This window comes from Helicobacter pylori, assembly GCF_900120335.1.
Classification (GTDB): domain Bacteria; phylum Campylobacterota; class Campylobacteria; order Campylobacterales; family Helicobacteraceae; genus Helicobacter; species Helicobacter pylori_BU.
Genome location: NZ_LT635477.1, coordinates 163,470 through 186,165, shown reverse-complemented (window position 1 = coordinate 186,165; position 22,696 = coordinate 163,470). Strand labels below are relative to the sequence as shown.

At 38.5% G+C, this 22,696-nt stretch carries 24 protein-coding genes; 17 read left to right on the top strand and 7 right to left on the bottom strand.

Features of this window, described 5'->3' with window-relative positions; all coding sequences use genetic code 11:
* Positions 1-7: 7 nt before the first annotated feature.
* On the bottom strand, positions 8-718 hold the full coding sequence (locus tag CS889_RS00950; protein ID WP_172825086.1) for a CvpA family protein: 711 nt from the start codon (positions 716-718) through the stop codon (positions 8-10).
* Positions 719-953: 235 nt separating this feature from the next.
* On the opposite strand from CS889_RS00950, the gene CS889_RS00945 reads away from it, so the two are divergent.
* From CS889_RS00945 to pseI, 3 genes are read left to right on the top strand one after another with little or no spacing between them, the layout of a single operon-like run.
* The gene (locus CS889_RS00945) at positions 954-2,231 is read left to right on the top strand and encodes an apolipoprotein N-acyltransferase (protein ID WP_089086562.1); all 1,278 of its coding nucleotides are present in this window, start codon (positions 954-956) and stop codon (positions 2,229-2,231) included.
* Positions 2,228-2,869: an ABC transporter ATP-binding protein gene (locus CS889_RS00940; protein WP_089086561.1), complete on the top strand. Its 642-nt coding sequence runs from the start codon at positions 2,228-2,230 to the stop codon at positions 2,867-2,869. Before CS889_RS00945 ends, CS889_RS00940 begins: the two co-directional genes overlap by 4 nt.
* Positions 2,870-2,872: 3 nt before the next feature.
* On the top strand, positions 2,873-3,895 hold the full coding sequence (pseI, locus tag CS889_RS00935) for a pseudaminic acid synthase (RefSeq protein WP_089086560.1): 1,023 nt from the start codon (positions 2,873-2,875) through the stop codon (positions 3,893-3,895).
* Positions 3,896-4,631: 736 nt separating this feature from the next.
* On the opposite strand, the gene efp is transcribed toward pseI, so the two are convergent.
* From efp to cbf2, 3 genes are read right to left on the bottom strand one after another with little or no spacing between them, the layout of a single operon-like run.
* The gene (efp, locus tag CS889_RS00930) at positions 4,632-5,195 is read right to left on the bottom strand and encodes an elongation factor P (RefSeq protein ID WP_000974266.1); all 564 of its coding nucleotides are present in this window, start codon (positions 5,193-5,195) and stop codon (positions 4,632-4,634) included.
* Positions 5,196-5,216: 21 nt separating this feature from the next.
* A complete protein-coding gene (locus CS889_RS00925; protein ID WP_000960453.1) occupies positions 5,217-6,140 on the bottom strand; it encodes a class II fructose-bisphosphate aldolase in 924 nt (307 codons plus the stop codon).
* Between the two features lie 16 nt (positions 6,141-6,156).
* Positions 6,157-7,056, bottom strand: a complete 900-nt coding sequence (cbf2, locus tag CS889_RS00920) for a peptidylprolyl isomerase CBF2 (RefSeq protein ID WP_089086559.1) — start codon at positions 7,054-7,056, stop codon at positions 6,157-6,159.
* A gap of 145 nt (positions 7,057-7,201) precedes the next feature.
* Between cbf2 and CS889_RS08390 the strand changes: the two genes are divergently transcribed.
* The 13 genes from CS889_RS08390 to CS889_RS00855 all read left to right on the top strand — a co-directional run bounded on the left by CS889_RS08390 (position 7,202) and on the right by CS889_RS00855 (position 18,352).
* On the top strand, positions 7,202-7,420 hold the full coding sequence (locus CS889_RS08390; protein WP_089086558.1) for a hypothetical protein: 219 nt from the start codon (positions 7,202-7,204) through the stop codon (positions 7,418-7,420).
* A 105-nt stretch (positions 7,421-7,525) separates the two neighbouring features.
* The gene (locus CS889_RS00910; protein ID WP_089086557.1) at positions 7,526-8,254 is read left to right on the top strand and encodes an EI24 domain-containing protein; all 729 of its coding nucleotides are present in this window, start codon (positions 7,526-7,528) and stop codon (positions 8,252-8,254) included.
* Complete coding sequence (gene fliR / locus CS889_RS00905) at positions 8,248-9,015, top strand: flagellar biosynthetic protein FliR (protein ID WP_077368075.1); 768 nt, start codon at positions 8,248-8,250, stop codon at positions 9,013-9,015. Before CS889_RS00910 ends, fliR begins: the two co-directional genes overlap by 7 nt.
* 9 nt (positions 9,016-9,024) lie before the next feature.
* Entirely contained in the window at positions 9,025-10,200 is a 1,176-nt protein-coding gene (locus CS889_RS00900; RefSeq protein WP_089086556.1) for a molybdopterin molybdotransferase MoeA, read from the top strand.
* A 60-nt stretch (positions 10,201-10,260) separates the two neighbouring features.
* A complete protein-coding gene (gene prfB, locus CS889_RS00895; protein ID WP_089086555.1) occupies positions 10,261-11,352 on the top strand; it encodes a peptide chain release factor 2 in 1,092 nt (363 codons plus the stop codon).
* A 69-nt stretch (positions 11,353-11,421) separates the two neighbouring features.
* Positions 11,422-12,171, top strand: coding sequence for a protein phosphatase CheZ (cheZ, locus tag CS889_RS00890; protein WP_089086554.1), 750 nt, complete (start codon positions 11,422-11,424; stop codon positions 12,169-12,171).
* On the top strand, positions 12,168-13,454 hold the full coding sequence (locus CS889_RS00885) for a peptidase U32 family protein (protein WP_172825085.1): 1,287 nt from the start codon (positions 12,168-12,170) through the stop codon (positions 13,452-13,454). Before cheZ ends, CS889_RS00885 begins: the two co-directional genes overlap by 4 nt.
* A 33-nt stretch (positions 13,455-13,487) precedes the next feature.
* Positions 13,488-13,751 (top strand): hypothetical protein, encoded by a 264-nt coding sequence (locus CS889_RS00880; protein ID WP_089086553.1) that lies wholly within the window; start codon positions 13,488-13,490, stop codon positions 13,749-13,751.
* Positions 13,742-14,194: a CiaD-like domain-containing protein gene (locus tag CS889_RS00875; RefSeq protein ID WP_172825145.1), complete on the top strand. Its 453-nt coding sequence runs from the start codon at positions 13,742-13,744 to the stop codon at positions 14,192-14,194. Before CS889_RS00880 ends, CS889_RS00875 begins: the two co-directional genes overlap by 10 nt.
* Positions 14,195-14,601: 407 nt before the next feature.
* Entirely contained in the window at positions 14,602-15,279 is a 678-nt protein-coding gene (gene arsR, locus CS889_RS00870; protein WP_089086551.1) for an acid response regulator transcription factor ArsR, read from the top strand.
* Positions 15,280-15,304: 25 nt separating this feature from the next.
* Complete coding sequence (arsS, locus tag CS889_RS00865; RefSeq protein ID WP_099167447.1) at positions 15,305-16,636, top strand: acid-sensing histidine kinase ArsS; 1,332 nt, start codon at positions 15,305-15,307, stop codon at positions 16,634-16,636.
* 21 nt (positions 16,637-16,657) lie between these two features.
* Entirely contained in the window at positions 16,658-17,629 is a 972-nt protein-coding gene (gene hemB / locus CS889_RS00860) for a porphobilinogen synthase (protein ID WP_089086550.1), read from the top strand.
* Positions 17,630-18,352, top strand: coding sequence for a YebC/PmpR family DNA-binding transcriptional regulator (locus tag CS889_RS00855; RefSeq protein WP_089086549.1), 723 nt, complete (start codon positions 17,630-17,632; stop codon positions 18,350-18,352).
* Positions 18,353-19,026: 674 nt separating this feature from the next.
* Here CS889_RS00855 and CS889_RS00850 read toward each other — a convergent pair.
* A complete protein-coding gene (locus CS889_RS00850) occupies positions 19,027-19,944 on the bottom strand; it encodes a tetratricopeptide repeat protein (protein WP_089086548.1) in 918 nt (305 codons plus the stop codon).
* A 152-nt stretch (positions 19,945-20,096) separates the two neighbouring features.
* Between CS889_RS00850 and rfaJ the strand changes: the two genes are divergently transcribed.
* On the top strand, positions 20,097-21,233 hold the full coding sequence (gene rfaJ / locus CS889_RS00845) for an HP0159 family lipopolysaccharide 1,6-glucosyltransferase (protein ID WP_089086547.1): 1,137 nt from the start codon (positions 20,097-20,099) through the stop codon (positions 21,231-21,233).
* Here rfaJ and CS889_RS00840 read toward each other — a convergent pair.
* A complete protein-coding gene (locus CS889_RS00840) occupies positions 21,230-22,186 on the bottom strand; it encodes a PDC sensor domain-containing protein (RefSeq protein WP_089086546.1) in 957 nt (318 codons plus the stop codon). The two genes, rfaJ and CS889_RS00840, sit on opposite strands and share 4 nt — an antisense overlap.
* A 20-nt stretch (positions 22,187-22,206) precedes the next feature.
* Positions 22,207-22,695, bottom strand: a complete 489-nt coding sequence (locus CS889_RS00835; RefSeq protein ID WP_001951229.1) for a shikimate kinase — start codon at positions 22,693-22,695, stop codon at positions 22,207-22,209.
* Position 22,696: the final 1 nt, after the last annotated feature.

The following is a 22,696-nucleotide window of genomic DNA, read 5'->3' as shown; positions in this document are numbered from 1 at the left end:
TGTGCCTTTATAGGGGTTCTTTATTAGATGGGGTTGGGATTGGTGGGGTTTGGTTGGGTTTATTGTGTTTTGGCTCTAGCATGTTTTTAGGCAAATCTTTAGCCTTTTCTTTTAAAGCTTCTACGCCCTTATCCGTAGCCTTATTAAAAGATTCTTTGGCGTTATCAATAGATCCTTTATTTTTAACTCCATCGCTCATTTCTTCAAGGTTGTCTTTAAGGTTTTTCTCCACATGTTTGACGCCATCAAGGCGCATGATCTTACTAGCGATGCTTTTCATGGTGGGGAAAATAGCGCTCTTTTCTTGCAAATAGGCGTTAGCGTCTTTCATTAAATCCATTTTAGAGAGCGCATAAAGGATGAAAGAAAGCACTAAAAAAGTTTTCAAACATGAAAAAATAAACCCTAACGCCTTGTCTATAATGCCTAGACCGCTAAAGACTAACATCTTGCCTAGCAACACTCCAAGAGCTAAAAAAAACACCCAAATGGACGCCAACACCAGTAAAAAACCAATGAGATTGGTCATGGTTTCATTTCTTAAATCATACAAATGCTCTGAAAATAAATTCCCAACAGCCACAGAATAGCGAGACGCCAAATAAACGCCAAGCACAATCCCCAAAGTCGCTGCTATTTCACTCACGAAGCCATGATAAAACCCCCTAATCCCAAAGGCTACCACTACCACAAGTAACGCCAAATCAATATAGTTCAAACCCTAAACCCAAACCTTTCTCTCATTATCTCTATCTCATATAAGGATAGTCGTAGCGTTTTAAAACAAACACCCATCATTCTTAAATCATGCCAATTCACGCTCTTTAGGCTTGAAATTTGAAAATAATAACACAACTTAAAAAAAACTACCCTTAAAAAAATCAATCTAAAATTCTTAAATTAAAATATAGCTATAATACACTAAAACAATCTCAAGGTTTCAAAATTTAGCCATGCGTCTTCTCCTATTCAATCAAAACGCTTTTTTATTAGCGTGCATGTTTGTTTCAAGCGTGTATGTGAACGCTGTTTTAGACGCTTATGCGGTTGAAAACCCTTATATTTCTATCATACTCACAAGCCTATTAGCCCCTTTAAGCATGCTAGCGTTTTTAAAAACCCCTAGAAATAGCGCTTTTGCTTTGGGTTTTTTCGTGGGGGCGTTATTGTTTTACTGGTGCGCTTTAAGCTTTCGCTATTCGGATTTCACTTATTTATTGCCCTTAATCATTGTTTTAATAGCGTTAGTTTATGGGGTTTTATTTTATTTGTTGCTCTATTTTGAAAACCCCTACTTCAGGCTTTTGAGTTTTTTAGGCTCTAGTTTTATCCACCCTTTTGGATTTGATTGGTTAGTCCCGGATAGCTTTTTTTCTTATAGCGTGTTTAGGGTGGATAAATTATCTTTAGGGCTTGTTTTTTTGGCTTGCGTTTTTTTGAACGCTCAAAATCTTAAAAAATACAGAATGATAGGGGTTTTATTGCTACTTGGCGCGTTGGATTTTCATTTCTTTAAAACAAGCGATTTAAAAGAGGTTGGAAATGTTGAATTAGTCTCTACAAGAACGCCCCAAGATTTGAAATTTGATTCAAACTACCTTAACAACATTGAAAACAACATTCTTAAAGAAATCAAACTCGCTCAAAGCAAGCAAAAAACCTTGATTGTTTTTCCAGAGACCGCCTACCCCATCGCTTTAGAAAACTCCCCCTTTAAAGCGAAGTTAGAAGATTTGAGCGATAATATTGCTATTTTAATAGGGACATTGCGCACCCAAGGCTATAGCCTTTATAACAGCTCGTTTTTATTTTCTAAAAAAAGCGTTCAGATCGCTGATAAAGTGATCTTAGCCCCCTTTGGCGAGACCATGCCTTTACCCAAGTTTCTTCAAAAACCCCTTGAAAAACTCTTTTTTGGCGAGAGCGCTTATTTATACCGCAACGCTTCCCATTTCAGCGATTTTACATTAGACGATTTTACTTTTCGCCCCCTGATTTGCTATGAAGGCACTTCCAAAGCCGCTTATTCAAACAGCCCTTCAAAAATTTTTATCCTAATGAGCAATAACGCATGGTTTAGCCCAAGCATTGAACCCGCCTTACAAAGAACGCTTTTAAAATACTATGCAAGGCGTTATGATAAAATCATCTTGCACAGCACGAATTTTTCAACTTCTTACATCTTAAGCCCTAGCTTATTGGGCGATATTCTTTTTAGGAAACAATCATGATTAAAGCGATTGATATTTCTCATGCTTTTGAAAAACCTCTTTATAATGGCGTGAATTTGCGTATTAAACCCAAAGAAAGCCTAGCGATTTTAGGCGTGAGCGGGAGCGGTAAAAGCACGCTTTTAAGCCATTTGGCCACCATGCTAAAACCGGATAGCGGAACAGTCAGTTTGTTAGAACACCAGGATATTTATGCCTTAAACTCCAAAAAGCTTTTGGAATTACGGCGCTTAAAAGTGGGCATCGTTTTTCAATCGCATTACCTTTTTAAGGGTTTTAGCGCTTTAGAAAACTTGCAAGTCGCTTCAATCCTAGCCAAGCAAGAAATAAATCATTCCCTTTTAGAGCAATTAGGCATAGCCCACACTCTAAAACAAGGCGTGGGCGAATTGAGTGGCGGCCAGCAACAACGCTTAAGCATCGCCAGAGTGCTTTCTAAAAAACCCCAAATCATTATCGCTGATGAACCCACCGGGAATTTAGACACCACTAGCGCTAATCAGGTCATCAGCATGCTGCAAAATTACATTACAGAAAACGAAGGGGCGTTAGTCTTAGCCACGCATGATGAGCATTTAGCCTTCACTTGCTCTCAAGTCTATCGCTTAGAAAAAGAAGTTTTGATTAAGGAAAAATAAGAAATGTTGCAACGCCCTAAAATTGTCGCTGAATTGAGCGCTAACCATAACCAGGATTTAAACCTAGCCAAAGAAAGCCTTCATGCCATTAAGGAAAGCGGTGCGGATTTTGCCAAGCTCCAAACCTACACGCCAAGCTGCATGACTTTAAACTCTAAAGAAGATCCTTTCATCATTCAAGGCACTTTATGGGATAAAGAAAATCTGTATGGATTGTATCAAAAGGCTTCTACCCCCCTAGAGTGGCATGCTGAATTGTTTGAGTTGGCTAAAAAGCTTGATTTAGGCATTTTTAGCTCGCCCTTTAGCTCAAAAGCTTTAGAGCTTTTAGAGAGTCTAGATTGCCCCATGTATAAAATCGCTAGTTTTGAAATCGTTGATTTGGACTTGATTGAAAAGGCCGCTCGCACACAAAAACCCATTATCCTTTCTAGCGGTATCGCCACACACGCCGAATTACAAGACGCCATCTCATTGTGCAGAGGAGTGAATAATTTTGACATCACCCTTTTAAAATGCGTGAGCGCTTATCCTAGCAAACTAGAAGACGCTAATTTATTGAGCATGGTTAAATTAGGCGAAACCTTTGGCGTTAAATTTGGCTTGAGCGATCACACGATTGGCTCTCTTTGCCCCATTCTAGCCACCACTTTAGGGGCGAGCATGATAGAAAAGCATTTCATTTTAAACAAATCCTTACAAACCCCAGACAGCGCTTTTAGCATGGATTTTAACGAATTTAAAAGCATGGTTGGAGCCATCAAGCAAAGCGTTTTAGCCTTAGGCGAAGAAGAGCCAAAAATCAATCCAAAGACTTTAGAGGAGCGAAGATTCTTTGCGCGCTCTTTATTCGTCATTAAGGACATTCAAAAAGGCGAAGCATTGACTAGCGATAATATCAAAGCCTTACGCCCCAACCTTGGCTTACACCCTAAATTTTATAAAGAAATTTTAGGTCAAAAGGCATCAAAATTTTTAAAAGCCAACACCCCTTTAAGCGCTGATGATATAGAACGCTTATTGTAGTTTGTTTTCATTGAAAAATGGGGATTTTAAGCTTTGTTGCTATCGTTTTAGATTTGATCGTTTGTGAAACTTCTTTTATTAAGTTTTCTTTAAAACTCTTGAGAAGATAGGGAGTATCGCTCTCATCAAATATTGCAACTAGAACCTTGTTTGAATTTCAATCAACTTTAATTTTTAATAAAAATAGGATTACTTTGTTTTATCGTTTTAAACTTTATCATAAAACCCATTTTTTAAGGGAATATTTTGCGCTTTTACCCCCTTAACCCCCAATCAAATCCACCCTAACCCCCCAAGAATGTTTTTTAAGAAATTATCCGCTTGATTGAAACCAATCTCTTTTTAGATTGTAAAAAATACTAAAGCATTTTTTATATTTTATAATCAATGCCAAACGAGAACAGAGAAAAGAAATTTTAAAATGATTTTTAATTGTAAAGAATGACTGATAAAATATAGCAACCGCCCATTTTACACACGCTTCAAACGAAACTCAAACTACCACAACTTAAACAAGAGAGTAAAACCCCCTAAAAAAAGGCATACAATCGCCAATCAGTGAAACACCCCTACTGAAAACTTAAGGCTTTTTAGTGTCCCAAAGCACGCTAAAGTTTTGCATTCACAAGATCATTTCCTAAACAGCGAATGCGTTAATTCTAAAACTACAAAGTATCACACCTTTACCCTAAAAGGCAGAGTTTTTGTGCACAACCTAGATAAAAGACCATTTTACCTATTTCACCTTTTCAAGATACTCTTCTGTTTCCGTATTCACCTTAATCGTCTCACCCTCTAAAACATGGAAAGGCACTTGCACGACCGCACCGGTTTCTAAAGTCGCTGGCTTTTTGCTCGCGCTTGAAGTATCGCCCTTAAAATTAGGAGCCGTTTCCACAATCTTTAAAGCCACAACTTGCGGCACATCCACTGAAATCGCCTTGTCATTATGCAATAAAACCTGCACTTGCATGCCGTCTAGCATCCATTTAGAGGCCTCGCCCACTTGAGAGTCGTTTAAAGCGATTTGCTCATAGCTCTCTATATCCATGAATTGGTATGTATCGCCATCATGATAAAGGTACTGCATCGTTTTTTCAACCAGGTTAGGTTCTTCGCACTTATCCCCCGCATGGAAAGTCTTTTCAATCACCTTACCATCCAAAAACGACTTGATTTTCGCACGCACGAAAGCCGCACCCTTGCCGGGCTTGACATGCTGGTATTCTACAATTCTATAAGGCACACCGCCCAATTCAATTTTCAAGCCCTTTTTGAGCTCGCTCATCCCAATTGCCATGTTACACTCTTCCCTTGTTGATTAAATTTTATTAGCGCTACCCAAAAGTTTCATGCGCTCTTTGACCACATTTTTAAGCGCTAATTGGGCCGGAGAAAAAAACTTCCTCAAATCAAATTGGCTCTTATCTTCATTAGCCACCTTGCGCACTTCTGCGATGAAAGCGATCCTTAAATCCGTATCGGTATTGACCTTATTGATCCCCCCTTTTATAGATTCTTGTAAAAACTCAAAAGGCACACCTTTAGAGCCTTTCAAATCGCCTCCAGCGTCCAAATAAGATTTCCTCACATCATCTGGTATCGCGCTCGCTCCATGCAAAACTAGAGGGATATTAGTGAGCCTTTTGACTTCTTGCAAGCGTTCAAAATCCAATTTTGGCTCGCCCTTAAACTTAAACGCTCCATGGCTTGTCCCAATGGCTGGGGCTAAGTAATCCACTTGAGATTCTTTGACAAACCGCTCCGCTTCTTTAGGATTCACTAACACCGCGTCCTTTTCATCTACTGAAATATTGTCTTCAATCCCCATTAAACGCCCCAACTCCGCTTCCACGCTCACTCCAGCGTTATGCGCCATTTTGACCACTTTAGAAGTCAATTCCAAATTTTCTTCAAAAGCATGATGAGACGCGTCAATCATCACAGAAGTGAAACCCGCTTTCACGGCTTTTTCGCAACTTTCAAAAGTCGTTCCATGATCTAGGTGTAAGGCTACAGGAATGTGCGGATAGCGTTCGCACATGATTTTCACCATGCCCACCGCCATATCAATCCCCATGTATTTGATCGCCCCTTCACTCGCTTGAATGAAAAGCGGGGAATTTTCTTCGTTTCCTGCTTCAAAAATAGCGTTTAGCATTTCAAAATTCACGAAATTAAACGCCCCTACCCCATAACCTTCTTTATGGGCTTTCAATAAGATTTCATTGCCTTTAACTAACATGATAACACCTCATCCATTACTTGTTGATAACAATTTTAGCGTGCTTCCTTAATTCCTCGATTCGTTGATTCATGCGTTCTTGGAAAAGCTTTTCTTGTAACATCCCCTTAATGGTGGGTTTGGCTTGCTCATAAGTATAAGTTACAGGGCTATCTTTAGAAATCAAATAAATAATATGATAACCAAACTCTGTTTTAACAGGGGTTTTAGTGTAATTCCCAGGAGTTAGAGCGAAAGCGGCTTTAGAAAAATCCGGAGCCATTTGGTTTTTCTGGAATTTCCCTAAATCACCGCCATTTTGCGCGTTCTTACTGTTAGGATCAATCGTATCACGATTGGCTAACTCAATGAATTTGGCTTCTTTTTTAGTCTTTGGCTGTTTGTCGATCTCAGAAATAATCCGTTTAGCCTCATCTTCGGTTTTCACTAAAATATGCCTAGCATGGGCTTCTTGCTTGACAAAAAGCTGATCTTTATTAGCGTTGTAAAAATCCTGCATTTCTTTTTCTGGGATTTGGATTTTTTTCACTTCTTCAGCCTGTTTTTTAGCCCAAAATTCCACTAAAGCCTGTTTTTTAACCGCTTCCATCATCGCTTTAAATTCTGGAGTCTGATTAAGCTTTTCTGCCTTAGCCTCATTTTCTACAAGCACGGTGCGGATAGCTTGCTCAATCAAGGCTTCTTTTTCTTTCTCTTTAAGCTTGTCAAAATCAAAATTAGGATTTCGTTGCTTAATCATATCAAAATCGCTTTTGGTGATGGGTCTGCCATCCACTGTCGCTAACACGCCTGCTGAAGCATCGGTCGTTTCTTTCGTGTTATGCGTAGCATTATTCGCATTATGAGCCGGCTTAGCCATCAAAAACGACGCGCTCAACGCACCCACTAACGCTAAATTTAAGATATTTTTTTTCATTGTGTGTTCTCCACTCTAAACTAATTTTCATCATTAAATTCGCATTATAGCAAATTTAAAGCAAAAAGCTATCATGATTATAGAAAACTCACATTGAGGGGTAAGAAATGCTTAAAGTTATTCATTCCATTCAAAGTGGGTAAAAATGTTCGCCTCAGATGTCGTAATAATATTGATTATCTTTTTTGGTGTTAGTTTTATTCTTTTTGGAAAGGAAAAGAATGTTAAAAAGGATTCAAAAATCCTAGACATAATAATGAATATAATAATTTTCATTACTGTCATAGCTATCTTCTTCCCTTGGGTGTTTATGCTGTTATTCTATATATTTGGTTTTTTAGCATTGCATGTTATTCCATATTAAGTAATTTCTATACCTTTAGTCAATCTCATGTTTATAAGCTTACTATATAAGATTAAGGGACTTTGTGCTTAAATACCCCTTAAAAAGTGAGTTTAAAAAAGGCTTATGGTTTTGTTTCTATCCATTTTTAAAAAAAGTTTTAATGATTTCTTAAGCGCTAGAATGCTTTTAATCAATCTTGGTCCTATCCTTTTGAGTTTGGCGTTTTTTGGAGCTATCTTTTATTACAATGGCGAAAATGTTGTGAATTATTGCCAAGCTTTATTGCCGCAATCTTTGAATGATTACGCTCATTCTCAAGGCTTTTTTGCTGGTGTGTTTGTTTGGGTTTTTAAAGCGTTGGTGTATTTTCTTATTTTTTGGATTGCGATTCTTTTGAGTTTAGTCATCAATGTTTTTGCGTCTATTTTTTACACCCCTTTAGTGGTCTCTTATTTGCACCAAAAATATTATCCCCATGTCGTTTTAGAAGAATTTGGCTCTATCCTTTTTTCTATTAAATATTTTTTAAAAGCGCTCATTCTTATGCTTGTATTGTTAGTGCTTTTAATGCCCTTTTATTTCATTCCCTTTATAGGAGTCTTTGGGGTCTTTTTTTCTATAATCGCGCATTTTCTTTTTTTCAAAAACACCATGAGTTTGGATATAGCTAGCATGATTTTTAATCATCAAAGCTATCAAAACCTACTCAAACAACACCGATTAAAGCACTATCGTTTCTCGTTTTTTTGCTATCTTTTTTCCTTGATCCCTTTTTTTAATTTTTTTGCTACTTTATTACAAACCCTAATGCTAACGCACTACTTTTTTATCCTTAAAGAAAAAGAATGCTAGATTTCCTCCAAGAGCTTAGCACCCCCCATGTTAGGGATTTTTTCTTGTTGTTTTTAAGGGTTAGTGGGGTGTTATCTTTTTTCCCTTTTTTTGAAAACCATTTGGTGCCATTGTCGGTGCGTGGGGCTTTGAGCTTGTATGTGAGCGCGATTTTTTACCCCACTTTAGAGTTTTCAAACGCCGCTTACACGCCAGAAGGTTTTATTATTGCTTGTTTATGCGAGCTGTTTTTAGGGGTGTGCGCGTCCATCTTTTTACAAATCGTTTTTGCGAGCTTAGTGTTTGCCACTGACAGCATCAGCTTTTCTATGGGGCTTACCATGGCGAGCGCGTATGATCCCATTTCAGGATCACAAAAACCCATCGTGGGGCAAGCCCTTTTATTGTTAGCGATTTTAATTTTATTGGATTTATCGTTCCACCATCAAATCATTTTATTTGTGGATCACAGCTTAAAAGCCGTCCCTTTAGGGCGATTTGTCTTTGAGCCAGCGTTGGCTAAAAACATTGTCAAAGCCTTTTCACACTTGTTTGTCATAGGGTTTTCTATGGCGTTCCCTATTTTATGCTTGGTGTTATTGAGCGATATTATTTTTGGCATGATCATGAAAACCCACCCTCAGTTCAACCTGCTCGCTATCGGGTTTCCGGTTAAAATTGCGATCGGATTTGTGGGCATTATTTTAATCGCTTCGGCTATCATGGGGCGTTTTAAAGATGAAATCAGCCTGGCCTTTAGCGTTATTAGTAAAATCTTTTAAAGGATAAACATGATTAGTTTTAAAGAAGCCCTAAAAATCCATTCTAACATTCCCCTAAAACCCTTAGAAGTAGAGGTTGTCTCTTTGTTTGAAAGCGCAGGGCGCATTTTAGCAGAGGATATTATTTGCGTTCACGCCTTGCCTAAATTCAATCAAAGCGCTATGGACGGCTATGGGTTTAAAATGCAAGATTTAGGCCAAAAAACTCAAATCATCCAGCACATTTTTGCCGGAGATGATGTGAGCACTTTAGAAGTTAGAGAAAATGAATGCGTTAAAATCATGACTGGAGCGATGGTGCCAAAGGGAATAGAAACGATCGTTCCCATAGAATGCATGCTAGAGAGTCATAAAGATTTCGCCCTAGCTCCTAAAGATTTTAAAATTCACGCTAATATCCGTCAAAAGGGCGAGAACGCTTCTTTAAACAGCGTTTTGGTCCCTAAAAATACCCGTTTGAATTATGGGCATATCGCGCTCATTGCCTCTCAAGGGTTCAAAGAAATCAAAGCGTTTAGGAAATTAAAAATCGCTCTCTTTAGCAGCGGCGATGAATTAGTGCCTTTAGGGCAAAACGCCCTAGAATGCCAAGTTTATGATGTTAATTCAGTGGGTGTTTTTAACATGCTTAAAAACTACAACACGCATTTTCTAGGGGTTTTAAAAGATGATAAAAATTTACAGCTTAAAATACTTGAATTGCAAGGCTATGATGTCATCCTTTCAAGCGCGGGGGTGAGCGTGGGGGATAAAGACTTTTTTAAAGACGCCTTGAAAGAAAAAAACGCCCTTTTTTATTACGAAAAAATCAATCTCAAACCTGGAAGACCGGTAACTTTAGCCCAACTCAATCAAAGTCTTATCATAGGCTTACCGGGTAATCCTTTAAGTTGCTTAGTCGTTTTACGAGTTTTGATTCTACCCTTATTGGAGCGCTTATCCTTAAATAAAGATTTTAAATTAAAACCCTTTAAGGCTCAAATCAATGCCCCTTTAAAGCTTAATAACAAACGGACGCATTTAATCTTAGGCAACTATTCAAACCACCAATTCATTCCTTACAACAACAACCGCTATGAATCAGGAGCGATTCAAGCCCTTGCGCAAGTGGATTCTATCGCTTTAATTGATGAAGGAGTGGGATTGGTTCAGGGCGAAATTGAAATTTTAAGGTTTGAAAATTAAAATGGCCGCTAACAATGCTATAATGACAAGTTCAAAACCCCACTCATAAAGGTTCTGTTTGTGGATAATTACACCTATAGCGAATTGTTAAAAAGCTTGCAAAACAAATGCGATAATATCGCCTTAATCATCAAGCCTGAAAAGATCAAACAGGAATTAGAACGCATTGAAAAAGAGCAAGAATACCCTAATTTTTGGCAAGATGTTTTAAAAGCCAGAGACACCAATAAAGAAAAAGTGCGCTTGAACCGCTTGCTAGAAACCTATCAAAAAACGAAAAATTCTTTAGATGAAAGCGTGGAATTGTTTGAACTCGCTCAAAACGATAACGATGAGGTTACTTTATCCTTACTCTATGAAGAGGCTCCTGTTTTAGAACACAGCGTGCAAAAAGTGGAAATTGAAATCATGTTAAGCGGTGAGAATGACGCCTCAAACGCTATTATCACCATTCAGCCTGGAGCGGGGGGGACTGAAAGCCAGGATTGGGCGAGCATTTTGTATCGCATGTATTTGAGGTGGGCGGAAAGAAGGGGCTTTAAAAGCGAGATTTTAGACTATCAAGATGGCGAAGAAGCGGGCATTAAAGGGGTCGCCTTTATCATTAAGGGCGAAAACGCTTATGGCTATTTAAAGAATGAAAACGGGGTGCATAGGCTTGTAAGGATTTCGCCCTTTGATGCGAACGCCAAACGGCACACGAGTTTTGCGAGCGTGCAAATTAGCCCTGAATTAGACGATGATATTGATATAGAAATTGATGAAAAAGATGTCCGTTATGATTATTACAGAGCCAGTGGGGCAGGCGGTCAGCATGTCAATAAAACAGAAAGCGCGGTTAGAATCACGCATTTCCCTACCGGTATTGTGGTGCAATGCCAAAACGACAGGAGCCAGCATAAAAACAAGGCGAGCGCGTTAAAAATGCTTAAATCCAAGCTTTATGAATTGGAATTAGAAAAACAGCAAAGTAGCGCCAAAAATGAAGAAAAAAGCGAGATCGGTTGGGGGCATCAAATAAGAAGCTATGTTTTAGCCCCCTACCAGCAAGTCAAAGACGCGCGCTCCAATATTGCTTATAGCAATGTGGAAGCGATTTTAGACGGCGATATTGATGCGATTTTAGAGGGCGTTTTGATCGCTAAAGCTTAAGTGCGCTAAAATGATAGCCGATAAATTATGGTTACTATAAAACGCTTTTTAAACGCATAAGGAACAACAATGACACAAGAAGAATTAGACGCTTTGATGAGTGGTGGCGATTTAGAAAACTTGGAAGCCTTAGAAACCAAAGAGGAGGCTAAAGAACCCACTAAAGAGAAAGAAGAAACTAAAGAAGAGCCTAAAGAGGGTAAAGAAAATTCCAATTATAGTGAAAAAATGACCGTCAAAAAAGAGGACGCTGAAAAATACGGCAAGATTAGCCCCAATGAATGGCCACCCCCTCCCCCCACTGAAGAGCATAAAGTCGTGCATCAATTAGACGATGTTACAAGAGATTCTGAAGTGAAAGCCACGCAGATTTTTGATCAATTGGATCTGATCGGATCTAGCGCTGAGAAAATCGCTAAAATGGTTAAAAAAATCCAAGAACCTTTGCAAAAACACCAAGAAATTTTTGACAATTTGCATGGTCATTTCCCCCATGTTGAATCTTTTAAAACCGCACTCAATGAGCAACAAGAAATCCTAAACGCCCTTAAAAGCATTGAAGAAGAAGCCACCAATTGCTCTGATAGCTCCATGCAAGCGATGGATATTATGCAGTTTCAAGATATTCACCGCCAAAAAATTGAGCGCGTGGTCAATGTCATGCGAGCGCTCAGCCAATACATGAATTCGCTTTTTGAAGGCAAAATTGATGATTCTAAGCGCGTGAGTTCAGCGACTTTTATCACCGGTGATGACGATAAAGATTTAGCCAGCGCTGATGATATTGAAGCTTTGATCGCTTCTTTTGGAGCCAAGTGATTTTGAATCAAGTTGAATTACTCTCTCCAGCTGGTAATTTAAAGAAACTTAAAATCGCTCTCAACTATGGGGCTGATGCGGTTTATGGGGGAGTGAGCCATTTTTCTTTACGCAATCGCGCCAGTAAAGAATTCACTTTAGAGACTTTTAAAGAAGGGATTGACTACGCCCATGCGTTGGATAAAAAAGTCTATGCCACGATCAATGGTTTCCCTTTCAATTCACAGCTCAAACTTTTAGAAGAGCATCTTTATAAAATGGCAGAGCTAGAGCCAGACGCTTTCATTATCGCTGCGCCTGGTGTCATCAAGCTCGCTTCAAAAATCGCCCCGCATATTCCTGTCCATTTATCCACGCAAGCGAATGTTTTAAACACGCTAGATGCGCAAGTGTTTTATGATTTAGGGGTTAAACGCATCGTGTGCGCTAGGGAATTGAGCCTGAATGATGCGATTGAAATTAAAAAAGCCCTACCTAATTTGGAATTAGAAATCTTTGTGCATGGGAGCATGTGCTTTGCCTTTTCAGGGCGTTGCTTGATTTCGGCTTTACAAAAGGGGCGCGTGCCTAATAGAGGGAGTTGCGCGAATGATTGCCGGTTTGATTATGAATATTATGTGAAAAACCCTGATAACGGCGTGATGATGAGGTTGGTTGAAGAAGAAGGCGTAGGCACGCATATTTTTAACGCTAAAGATTTGAATCTCTCTGGCCATATCGCTGAAATTTTAAATTCCAACGCCATTAGCGCGCTCAAGATTGAAGGGCGCACCAAGTCCAGTTACTACGCCGCGCAAACCACGCGAATCTATCGTTTAGCGGTTGATGATTTTTACCATAACACCTTAAAGCCGAGTTTTTATGCTAGTGAATTGAACACGCTTAAAAACAGGGGTTTTACGGACGGCTATTTGATGCGAAGGCCTTTTGAAAGGCTGGACACTCAAAACCACCAAACAGCCATTAGCGAAGGGGATTTTCAAGTCAATGGCGAAATAACAGAAGACGGGCGTTTTTTTGCATGCAAATTCACCACCACCACTAACATAGCTTATGAAATCATCGCCCCCAAAAATGCGGCTATCACGCCCGTAGTCAATGAAATTGGCAAGATTTATACCTTTGAAAAACGCTCTTATTTAGTGCTGTATAAAATCCTTTTAGAAAATAACACCGAGTTAGAAACTATCCATAGCGGGAATGTGAATTTAGTGCGACTGCCCGCGCCTTTGCCGGCTTTTAGTTTTTTACGCACCCAAGTAGAGTCTAAAAATGGCGTTTAGAGATTAGGTATTACAAACGATTAAGAGAAACGCATGCCCTTAGAAACTATCACGCTCGCTCATATTTACGAAGAACAAGGGTTTTTTGAAGAAGCGTTGCAAATTTATACTCATATTTTAAACAAAACCCCTGACCATACAGAGGCGTTAAAACAAATAAAACGCTTGGAAAAAATCCAAAAAAATTGCGCTCCTTTCAAACACGATGCGTTATTAAAGCAACATTATTTGAATTTTATCAAAGGGGATTTTTTGAGCGTTGAAAATTTAGAACAATGGCTGGTAGAATGGAATTGAAAAACATTATTTCAGAAACCCTTAATGAAATTGAAAAAATGGCTAAAACGATTGATGATGGCTTTGATGCGGCGCAAAAAACGCCCTCTTTTTTTAAAACGCCTCCCTATTTGCAAAACACCCCTTTAGAGCCAAAAAACGCTGCTAAAATAGAAACCCAAGAAAAAATCACAGAAGAAAATACAGAAGAAAAAGAAGAAGAAGCAAAAGGAATCACTATAGAAGAAATCACGCCAGAAACCCCCACGCAAGCGCCAATTTCAAGCGAGCGGGTTTTTTTAAGAAACTTACTAGAAAGAACTTTAGTGTTATTGAAGGGCATGCAGGCTTTAGAAGAAAAAGAAGCGCTGAAGCGTTTGGATTTAGTGGCGCGTTTCTTGCAATACCAATTGAGCGTGCTTGAAAAACGATTGGAATCTTTGGAGCGAGAAAACACAAAGTAGCATGCAAAAATAAAGTTTTGTTTTAATTAAATACTGACGCTGAAATTTTATTTTAATTTTAAAAAATGGGGGTTTAGTTACTTTATTTTAAGCTCATTTCCTTAAGGGGATAGGGGTATTTTGAAATCATTCTCCCCCTTTTAACCCCCCTAAAATAAGAAATTGTCGCTTGCTTATGCAGGCTCTTTTGAGAGTAAAAAACACTCAAAGCGCTTTTTAATTTTTAATATTCCATGAAAACAAAGCCTTAAATTCCCATTAATAACTATGATAATGTTTTGAATTTTTATTTTTAAGACATCTTTAAGGTATCTTTAGCAATAAAATGCTAAAATCAAGCCCTTAAAACATTAACAGAGTTAATCGTTTTTAAAGTTGTAGAAATCATTGAAGGAGTTAATTGAAGTATGATAGAAGTTTTAATGATAGAAGATGATATAGAATTAGCCAAGTTTTTGAGCGAGTTTTTGCTCCAACATGGCATTCATGTAACCAATTACGATGAGCCATATACCGGTCTTAGTGCGGCTAACACACAAAATTATGATTTGTTGTTGTTGGATTTAACTTTGCCTAATTTAGACGGGCTTGAAGTGTGTAGGCGCATCTCCAAACAAAAACATATCCCTATTATTATTTCTTCAGCAAGAAGCGATGTGGAAGATAAGATTAAAGCGCTAGATTATGGGGCTGATGATTATCTCCCTAAACCCTATGATCCTAAAGAATTATTAGCTCGCATCCAATCCTTACTCAGGCGTTCTCATAAAAAAGAAGAAGTGAGTGAGCCAGGCGATGCGAATATCTTTAGGGTGAATAAGGATAACCGAGAAGTGTATATGCATGAAAAAAAGCTAGACTTAACTAGGGCTGAATATGAAATCCTTTCGCTTCTCATTAGCAAAAAAGGTTATGTGTTTAGCCGTGAAAGCATTGCGATTGAGAGCGAGAGCATCAACCCTGAAAGCTCTAATAAAAGCATTGATGTGATCATTGGCCGTTTGCGATCTAAGATTGAAAAAAATCCTAAACAACCGCAATACATCATCTCTGTTAGAGGGATTGGTTATAAATTAGAATATTGATATTCTAATAAGGAGTTAAGGGATTTTGCGTTTCTCTATCTTTTTTAAAGTTGTCGCTTTGTTTATGATAACGCTCTTTAGTTTTGGAGCGTTCGCTTACTATTTCGTGTCTTCTCAAATCAACCATGAAAAATATCAAAACGAAATGCGCCATTACCAGTTTGTTACCACCATCAATGAAATTTTAAATAACTACTCTGATTATAGAGCTATAGAAGATTACCTCTATAAAATTGGCTTTAGAGAAACCACAATAGAAAATTTAGAAAAGGTTTTAGCCAAAAGACGCCACCAGTTGCACCACAGAAATATTGGGTATGCTGAAGTGTTTAAATTCAGCGATATGGTTTTTATCCTTTTAAAAAAGGATGAGCATTTTGTGCTTTATAAAGATTTGCATTCGGTTTCTTATAGGAATTATTTCTTAGCTATTACGGTGGGTTTGTTATTGATTTTATTCCTCTTTTTATTTGTTTTGCAGAGTTTATTGCCCTTAAGAGAGTTAAGATCTCAAGTGAAACGCTTCGCTCAAGGGGATAAAAGCGTGAGTTGTAAAAGCAAGCAAAAAGATGAAATAGGGGATCTGGCTAACGAATTTGACAATTGCATTCTAAAAATCAATGCGATGAATGAATCTCGGGTTTTATTTTTGCGCTCTATCATGCATGAACTACGCACCCCTATCACTAAGGGCAAAATACTAAGCTCTATGCTCAAAGAAGAATTGTCGCAAAAACGCTTCATTTCCATTTTTGATCACCTAAACACGCTGATTGAGCAATTTGCCCGCATTGAGCAGCTCGCTTCCAAAAACTATGGGAGCAATAAAGAAAAATTTTTAATGAGCGATTTGATAGACAAGATTGAAAAAATGCTTTTAATTGATGAGGATAAAAAAAGCCCTATCCATGTATCCTCTTCCAATTACATCATTGAAGCGGATTTTGAATTGTTTGCTATAGCGTTAAAAAACATGGTAGATAATGCGATCAAATACAGCGATGACAAACAAGTGTTTTTGGATTTCATAGGCAATAATTTAGTGGTGTCCAATAAAAGCAAACCTTTAAAAGAAGATTTTGAAAAGTATTTGCAACCCTACTTTAAATCTTCTAACCCCAGCCAAGCCCATGGTTTTGGGTTAGGCATGTATATCATTAAAAACGCTTTAGAGGCTATGGGATTGAATTTGAGCTATCATTATAGCAATGGAAGAATCTGTTTCACTATCCATGATTGCGTTTTTAATAGTTTTTACGATTTAGAAGCGGATAATGAAGAGCTACCCCCCCCCCCCCGAAAATTTGAGAGAGATGAAGGGAATGAAAGGAACAGAAAAAGCCAATTGTGGGGTTAAAGAAAAACAAAAAGAGAGAACATGTTCAAACGATTGAGAAGATTACGAAGCAGCGAAAATTTAAGAGCGATGTTAAGAGAAACGCGTTTAAATATCAATGATTTCATCGCTCCTTTATTTGTCATAGAAAGCGATAGTTATATTAAAAACGAAATCAGCTCCATGCCTGGCGTGTATCAAATGAGTATAGAGCCTCTTTTAAAAGAATGCGAAGAATTAGTGGGTTTAGGCATAAAAGCCGTTTTATTGTTTGGCATTCCTAAACATAAGGACGCAACAGGAAGCCATGCGTTAAATAAGGATCACATTGTCGCAAAAGCCACGAGAGAAATTAAAAAACGATTTAAGGATTTAATCGTTATAGCGGATTTGTGTTTTTGCGAATACACCGACCATGGGCATTGCGGGATTTTAGAAAACGATTCTGTGTCTAACGATAAAACGCTAGAGATTTTAAATCTTCAAGGGCTTATTTTAGCCGAAAGCGGCGTGGATATTCTAGCCCCAAGCAACATGATGGATGGCAATGTTTTAAGCTTGAGAAAAGCACTAGATAAGGCCGGGTATTTTCACACGCCCATCATGAGCTATTCCACTAAATTTGCGAGCAGTTATTATGGGCCTTTTAGAGATGTGGCCAATTCTGCGCCGAGTTTTGGCGATCGCAAAAGCTATCAAATGGATTACGCTAACCAAAAAGAAGCGCTTTTAGAAAGCTTGGAAGATGAAAAGCAGGGCGCGGATATTTTAATGGTGAAGCCGGCTTTGGCGTATCTGGATATTGTTAAAGAGATTAGAAATCACACTTTGCTCCCTTTAGCGCTCTATAACGTGAGTGGGGAATACGCTATGCTCAAACTCGCGCAAAAACACAACCTGATCAACTATGAAAGCGTTTTGTTAGAAACGATGACTTGTTTTAAAAGAGCGGGAGCGGATATGATTATCAGCTATCATGCTAAAGAAGTGGCTAACTTATTACAAAGGAATTGAATGGGACGAGCGTTTGAATACAGAAGAGCGGCCAAAGAAAAACGATGGGATAAGATGAGTAAGGTTTTCCCCAAGCTCGCCAAAGCGATCACTCTAGCGGCAAAAGATGGCGGGAGCGAGCCGGACACGAACGCCAAACTGCGAACAGCGATTTTAAACGCTAAAGCGCAAAACATGCCTAAAGACAATATTGATGCAGCGATTAAAAGAGCGAGCAGCAAAGAGGGGAATTTGAGTGAAATCACTTATGAGGGTAAGGCGAATTTTGGCGTGCTAATCATCATGGAATGCATGACTGATAACCCCACTAGAACGATCGCCAACCTTAAAAGCTATTTCAATAAAACGCAAGGAGCGAGCATCGTGCCTAATGGCTCTTTAGAGTTTATGTTTAATAGAAAAAGCGTGTTTGAATGCTTGAAAAGTGAAGTGGAAAATTTAAAACTCAGCCTAGAAGATTTAGAGTTCGCCCTCATTGATTATGGTTTGGAAGCATTAGAAGAAGTGGAGGATAAAATTATTATTAGGGGGGATTATAACAGCTTCAAGCTTTTAAATGAGGGGTTTGAAAGCTTGAGATTACCCATTTTAAAAGCGGGTTTGCAACGCATCGCCACAACGCCCATTGAATTGAATGACGAACAGATGGAGCTTACCGAAAAATTATTGGATAGGATTGAAGACGATGATGATGTGGTCGCGCTTTATACGAATATTGAGTGAAAGGCTAAAAGGCTCAAAGGCATTTTATAATCCATAGTGAAAGTGAAACGCTAAAGGCATTTAGGCTTTTTTAGGCTGATGTTGGGGGGAGAGTTTGGCTTTCACTCTGTGTTTCTATCATAGGGATTTTACAGAGTTTGAGCGTCCAAAGTGCATTCGATCTTTTATGCATCATACCTTTAAAAGGCGTAACTCCCAACGCTTCCTACCATAGATGCGAATGCATGGGGATATTATAATTGTGAATGAGTAGCGTTCAATTCAAACGCTAAAGGTATTTGGGCTTTCTGCTAAGGCGTTTAAAAATACTCAAAGTATTTTTAAAAACAAAAATAGTAAAGAGCTTGATTCCTAGTCAAACGATAGCTTTTTAGAAGCGGTCTTGGGGTTAAGGGAGGGTTGTAAGGGGATTATTTCAAAATACCCCCTATCCCCTTAAGGAAATGAGTTTGAAAATAGAGTGATCAAAACCCCATTTTTTAAAAAATTAAAGAATCAATAAGGCTTTAGTTATTAGCAGATGAGAGCGGATCCAAATTCTGAGCGTTTAAATTTTATTGCGTCTCAATATCCATCAATAGAGACGCTTCAATCCCTATTTGATAGCAAGAGAGAATACAGAAAGATTCTATAAGATGAGTTTTAAGGATTGTTTCTAGCCTTTAAGCTTTGGCTTATTGCACGCTATCTTGCGTGTCGTTTTGCGCGTCATCTTGCAAATTATCAGACTCCTTGCCAATCACTTCTAACACCTTACAACTACCACTAAAGCCTAAAGCGCACCCTTTCTTATAATATGAAGTGGCTTTCTCCAAATCTTTTGGAACTCCCCTACCCGTGTAATACATCACCGCCACATTATGACAACCGCTCCCTTCTTTTAAAGAGCAACCCTTTTTATAAAGATTCAAAGCCTGCTCTTCATTTTGTTTGACATTCATACCGGCTTCATACAAGTATCCCAAGCTCACACAGCTCGCCCCGTCTTTTAAATGGCACCCTCTTTTAAAATTCGCAAAGGCTTTTTTCAAATCCTGCTCCACGCCTTTGGCACTCCTATACATATACCCTACAAAGTTACAACTAATGCCATAATTCAAACTGCAAGCGTATTTAGAAAAAGAAAGGGCTTTGGCATAATTTTGTTTAACGCCCGTACCATTAAAATACATAAAACCCAAACTACCGCAGCTCACCCCACCTTTTAAGTGGCACCCTCTCCTGTAATAATAGATAGCCTTTGGAAGGTCTTTTTGAACGCCATCGCCATCTTCATACATAGAGCCTAGACTCGCGCAAGCGAGATGATTCCTTAAATTACACCCTCTTCTGTAATAAAAAACGGCTTTTGAAATATTCTGATCCACGCCATCGCCATATTCATACATAGAGCCTAAACTCGTGCAACCAACCCCCATCCTCAAATTACAGCTCCTCTTATAAAAAGCCACCGCTCTATGGTAATCCCCTCTCTTAAGGGCTTGATTAGCCATCTTAAAATATTTCTCACCGGTTGTAGCCACCAAATGACCAAAACAGCTTGCCATTAAAAATAAAATCAAAACCCACTTTTTAGTCCAACTCTTTATCATCTCATTCCTTACAAAACTAAGCCAAAGCTCACACAAAGACAAATCAGTAAAACCCCAATTTAATTGGTTATTATAGTATAATTATTAAAAAAATAAATTCAACTTTTGGATTAAATTGATTTAAAAAACCTATTTTAGGGAAACCACTTAAAATGAGTATTACTATTCCTATCGTTATCGCTTTTGACAATCATTACGCCATTCCGGCTGGCGTGAGCCTGTATTCCATGCTGGCTTGCGCTAAATCAGAAAATCCTAAATCGCAAAATCCCCAATTACAAAGTGATAACAAAAAACTTTTTTATAAAATCCACTGCCTGGTGGATAACTTAAGCCTTGAAAACCAACAAAAATTAAAAGAGACTCTAGCCCTCTTTAGCGCTTTTGCGAGCGTGGATTTTTTAGACATTTCAGATCCCAATAACCCTACTACTACCCTAGCAGAACCTTCTGTCATTGATAAAATCCATGAAGCTTTTTTGCAACTCAATATTTACGCTAAGACTCGCTTTTCTAAAATGGTCATGTGCCGCTTGTTTTTGGCTTCTTTATTCCCGCAATACGACAAAATCATCATGTTTGATGCGGACACTTTGTTTTTAAACGATGTGAGCGAGAGTTTTTTTATCCCGCTAGATTCTTATTATTTTGGAGCGGCTAAAGATTTTTCTTCTCCTAAAAACCTTAAACATTTTCAAACAGAAAGAGAGAGAGAGCCTCGCCAAAAATTTTCTCTCTATGAGCATTACTTGAATGAAAGCGACATGCAAATCATTTGTGAAAACCACTATAACGTTGGGTTTTTAATCGTGAATTTAAAGCTATGGCGGGCTGATAAATTAGAAGAACGCTTATTGGATTTAACCCATCAAAAAGGCCAGTGCGTGTTTTGCCCTGAACAGGATCTTTTAACGCTCGCATGCTATCAAAAAGTTTTACAATTACCTTATATTTATAACACCCACCCTTTCATGGCCAATCAAAAACGCTTCATCCCCAACCAACAAGAAATCGTCATGCTGCATTTTTATTTTGTAGGAAAACCTTGGATTTCACCCACTGCTTTATATTCTAAAGAATGGCATGAGATTCTTTTAAAAACCCCTTTTTACGCTGAATATTCCGTGAAATTCCTTAAGCAAATGACAGAATGTTTAAGCCTTAAAGACAAACAAAAAACCTTTGAATTTCTTGCCCCCCTACTCAATCCAAAAACCCTTTTAGAATATGTTTTTTTTAGATTGAGTAAGATTTTCAAACGCTTAAAAGAAAGGTTTTTAAACTCTTAGCGTTCTCGTTTGGGCAACACGCTATAAGCGAATTTAACGTAAATCGCCAAACTGATTAAAAGCACCGCCACGCCAATAGCCAAATACACCGCATAAGTGATTTTATCCGGTTCGCTCACGCTGAATTTAAACACCAGCATTAACGCTTCAATGGCTAATGCGATAATGATAGAGCCTAAAAACCTGATCATCGTGCGGTGGATCGCATGGTGGTTGTCCCCGCTATTTTTACCCAACACTTCCTCTTCAAAAATCGCCTTGACTAGATCAAAGGTGGCTAAGGCTAGGGTTAAAAGCACGATAGGGTGGAACACTTCTTTAATGTCAAAACTGCTAAAATGCACGATCGCTGTCCAAAAGCTAGAAATGCATTTCACAAATAAAAGCAGCGACACTAAAGTGAGCATGATAGAAATCATAAAATACATGACCATGCTCCCTTCGCTAAAGGTCCTGAAATACTTTGAAGGCGAGCTGATTTCAATCGCCACTCTCAAAGGGATTTGCAAGCACACCACAAACGCTAGATCGTTATTTTGATCATACACCGGGTAAGACGCGCTCACTACCAAATGGTTTCCTTTTTTAGAAGGATAGGGATCCGTTAAAATGCAACGCTTTTCATTCACGGCTTGATAAAAATAATACTTATCGCTAAAACTGGCATGCGATTCTAATTCAATCCCTTCTGTTAAATCATGCTCTAATAGCCCTTCCTTATGCCCATGCTCTTTAAATTGGCTTGGCTTAAGCATGAGCATGCCCTTAGCGTCTAACACAAAAAAACTTTTTGCCATTTTGATTTCAGCGTGCATTTTACTGATTTGCCTGTTTAAATAATCCAAAGTGATTTCAGGAAGGTGGTTGCGGATATTGTGCGAAAACAAATAAGTGAGATAAGCGTATAACTCAGTGCGGATCTTGGAATATTGGACAATGTCTCTACTTAACATCACAAGGCCTTTAAAAAAATTTATGCGATGAATTGTAGCACTTGTTTTAAAGAATTATTTAAACCACCCCTTGCGTCAATGATAAAGGAGGCGTTTTTTTCATAGAGGGCTTGGCGTTTTTCAAAAAGCTCTTTGGCTTGAGTGAGGTTATTCAAAAGGGGGCGTTTTTCCCTTTCTTTTTGATTCAAACGCTTAATCAAGGTCTCAAAATCCATTTTGAGGTAAAAAGTTGTGCCTAAACCCTTAAGATTATCATGCATCACAATGCCCCCACCGGTAGAAATGATATGGGGGGTTTTGAGCGTTTTCAATTCATCAATCAAATTTTTTTCAAACATCCTGAAATTGTCTTCGCCAAGCTCTTCAAAAATCCCTCTCACGCTCAAGCCCACCCTCTCGCTAATGATCATATCCGTATCCAGCACTTCTAGTTTCAAAGCCAGCCCCAATTCTTGCGCCAAAGAGCTTTTACCGCTCCCCATAAAACCGATTAAGACTAAATGCTGCATG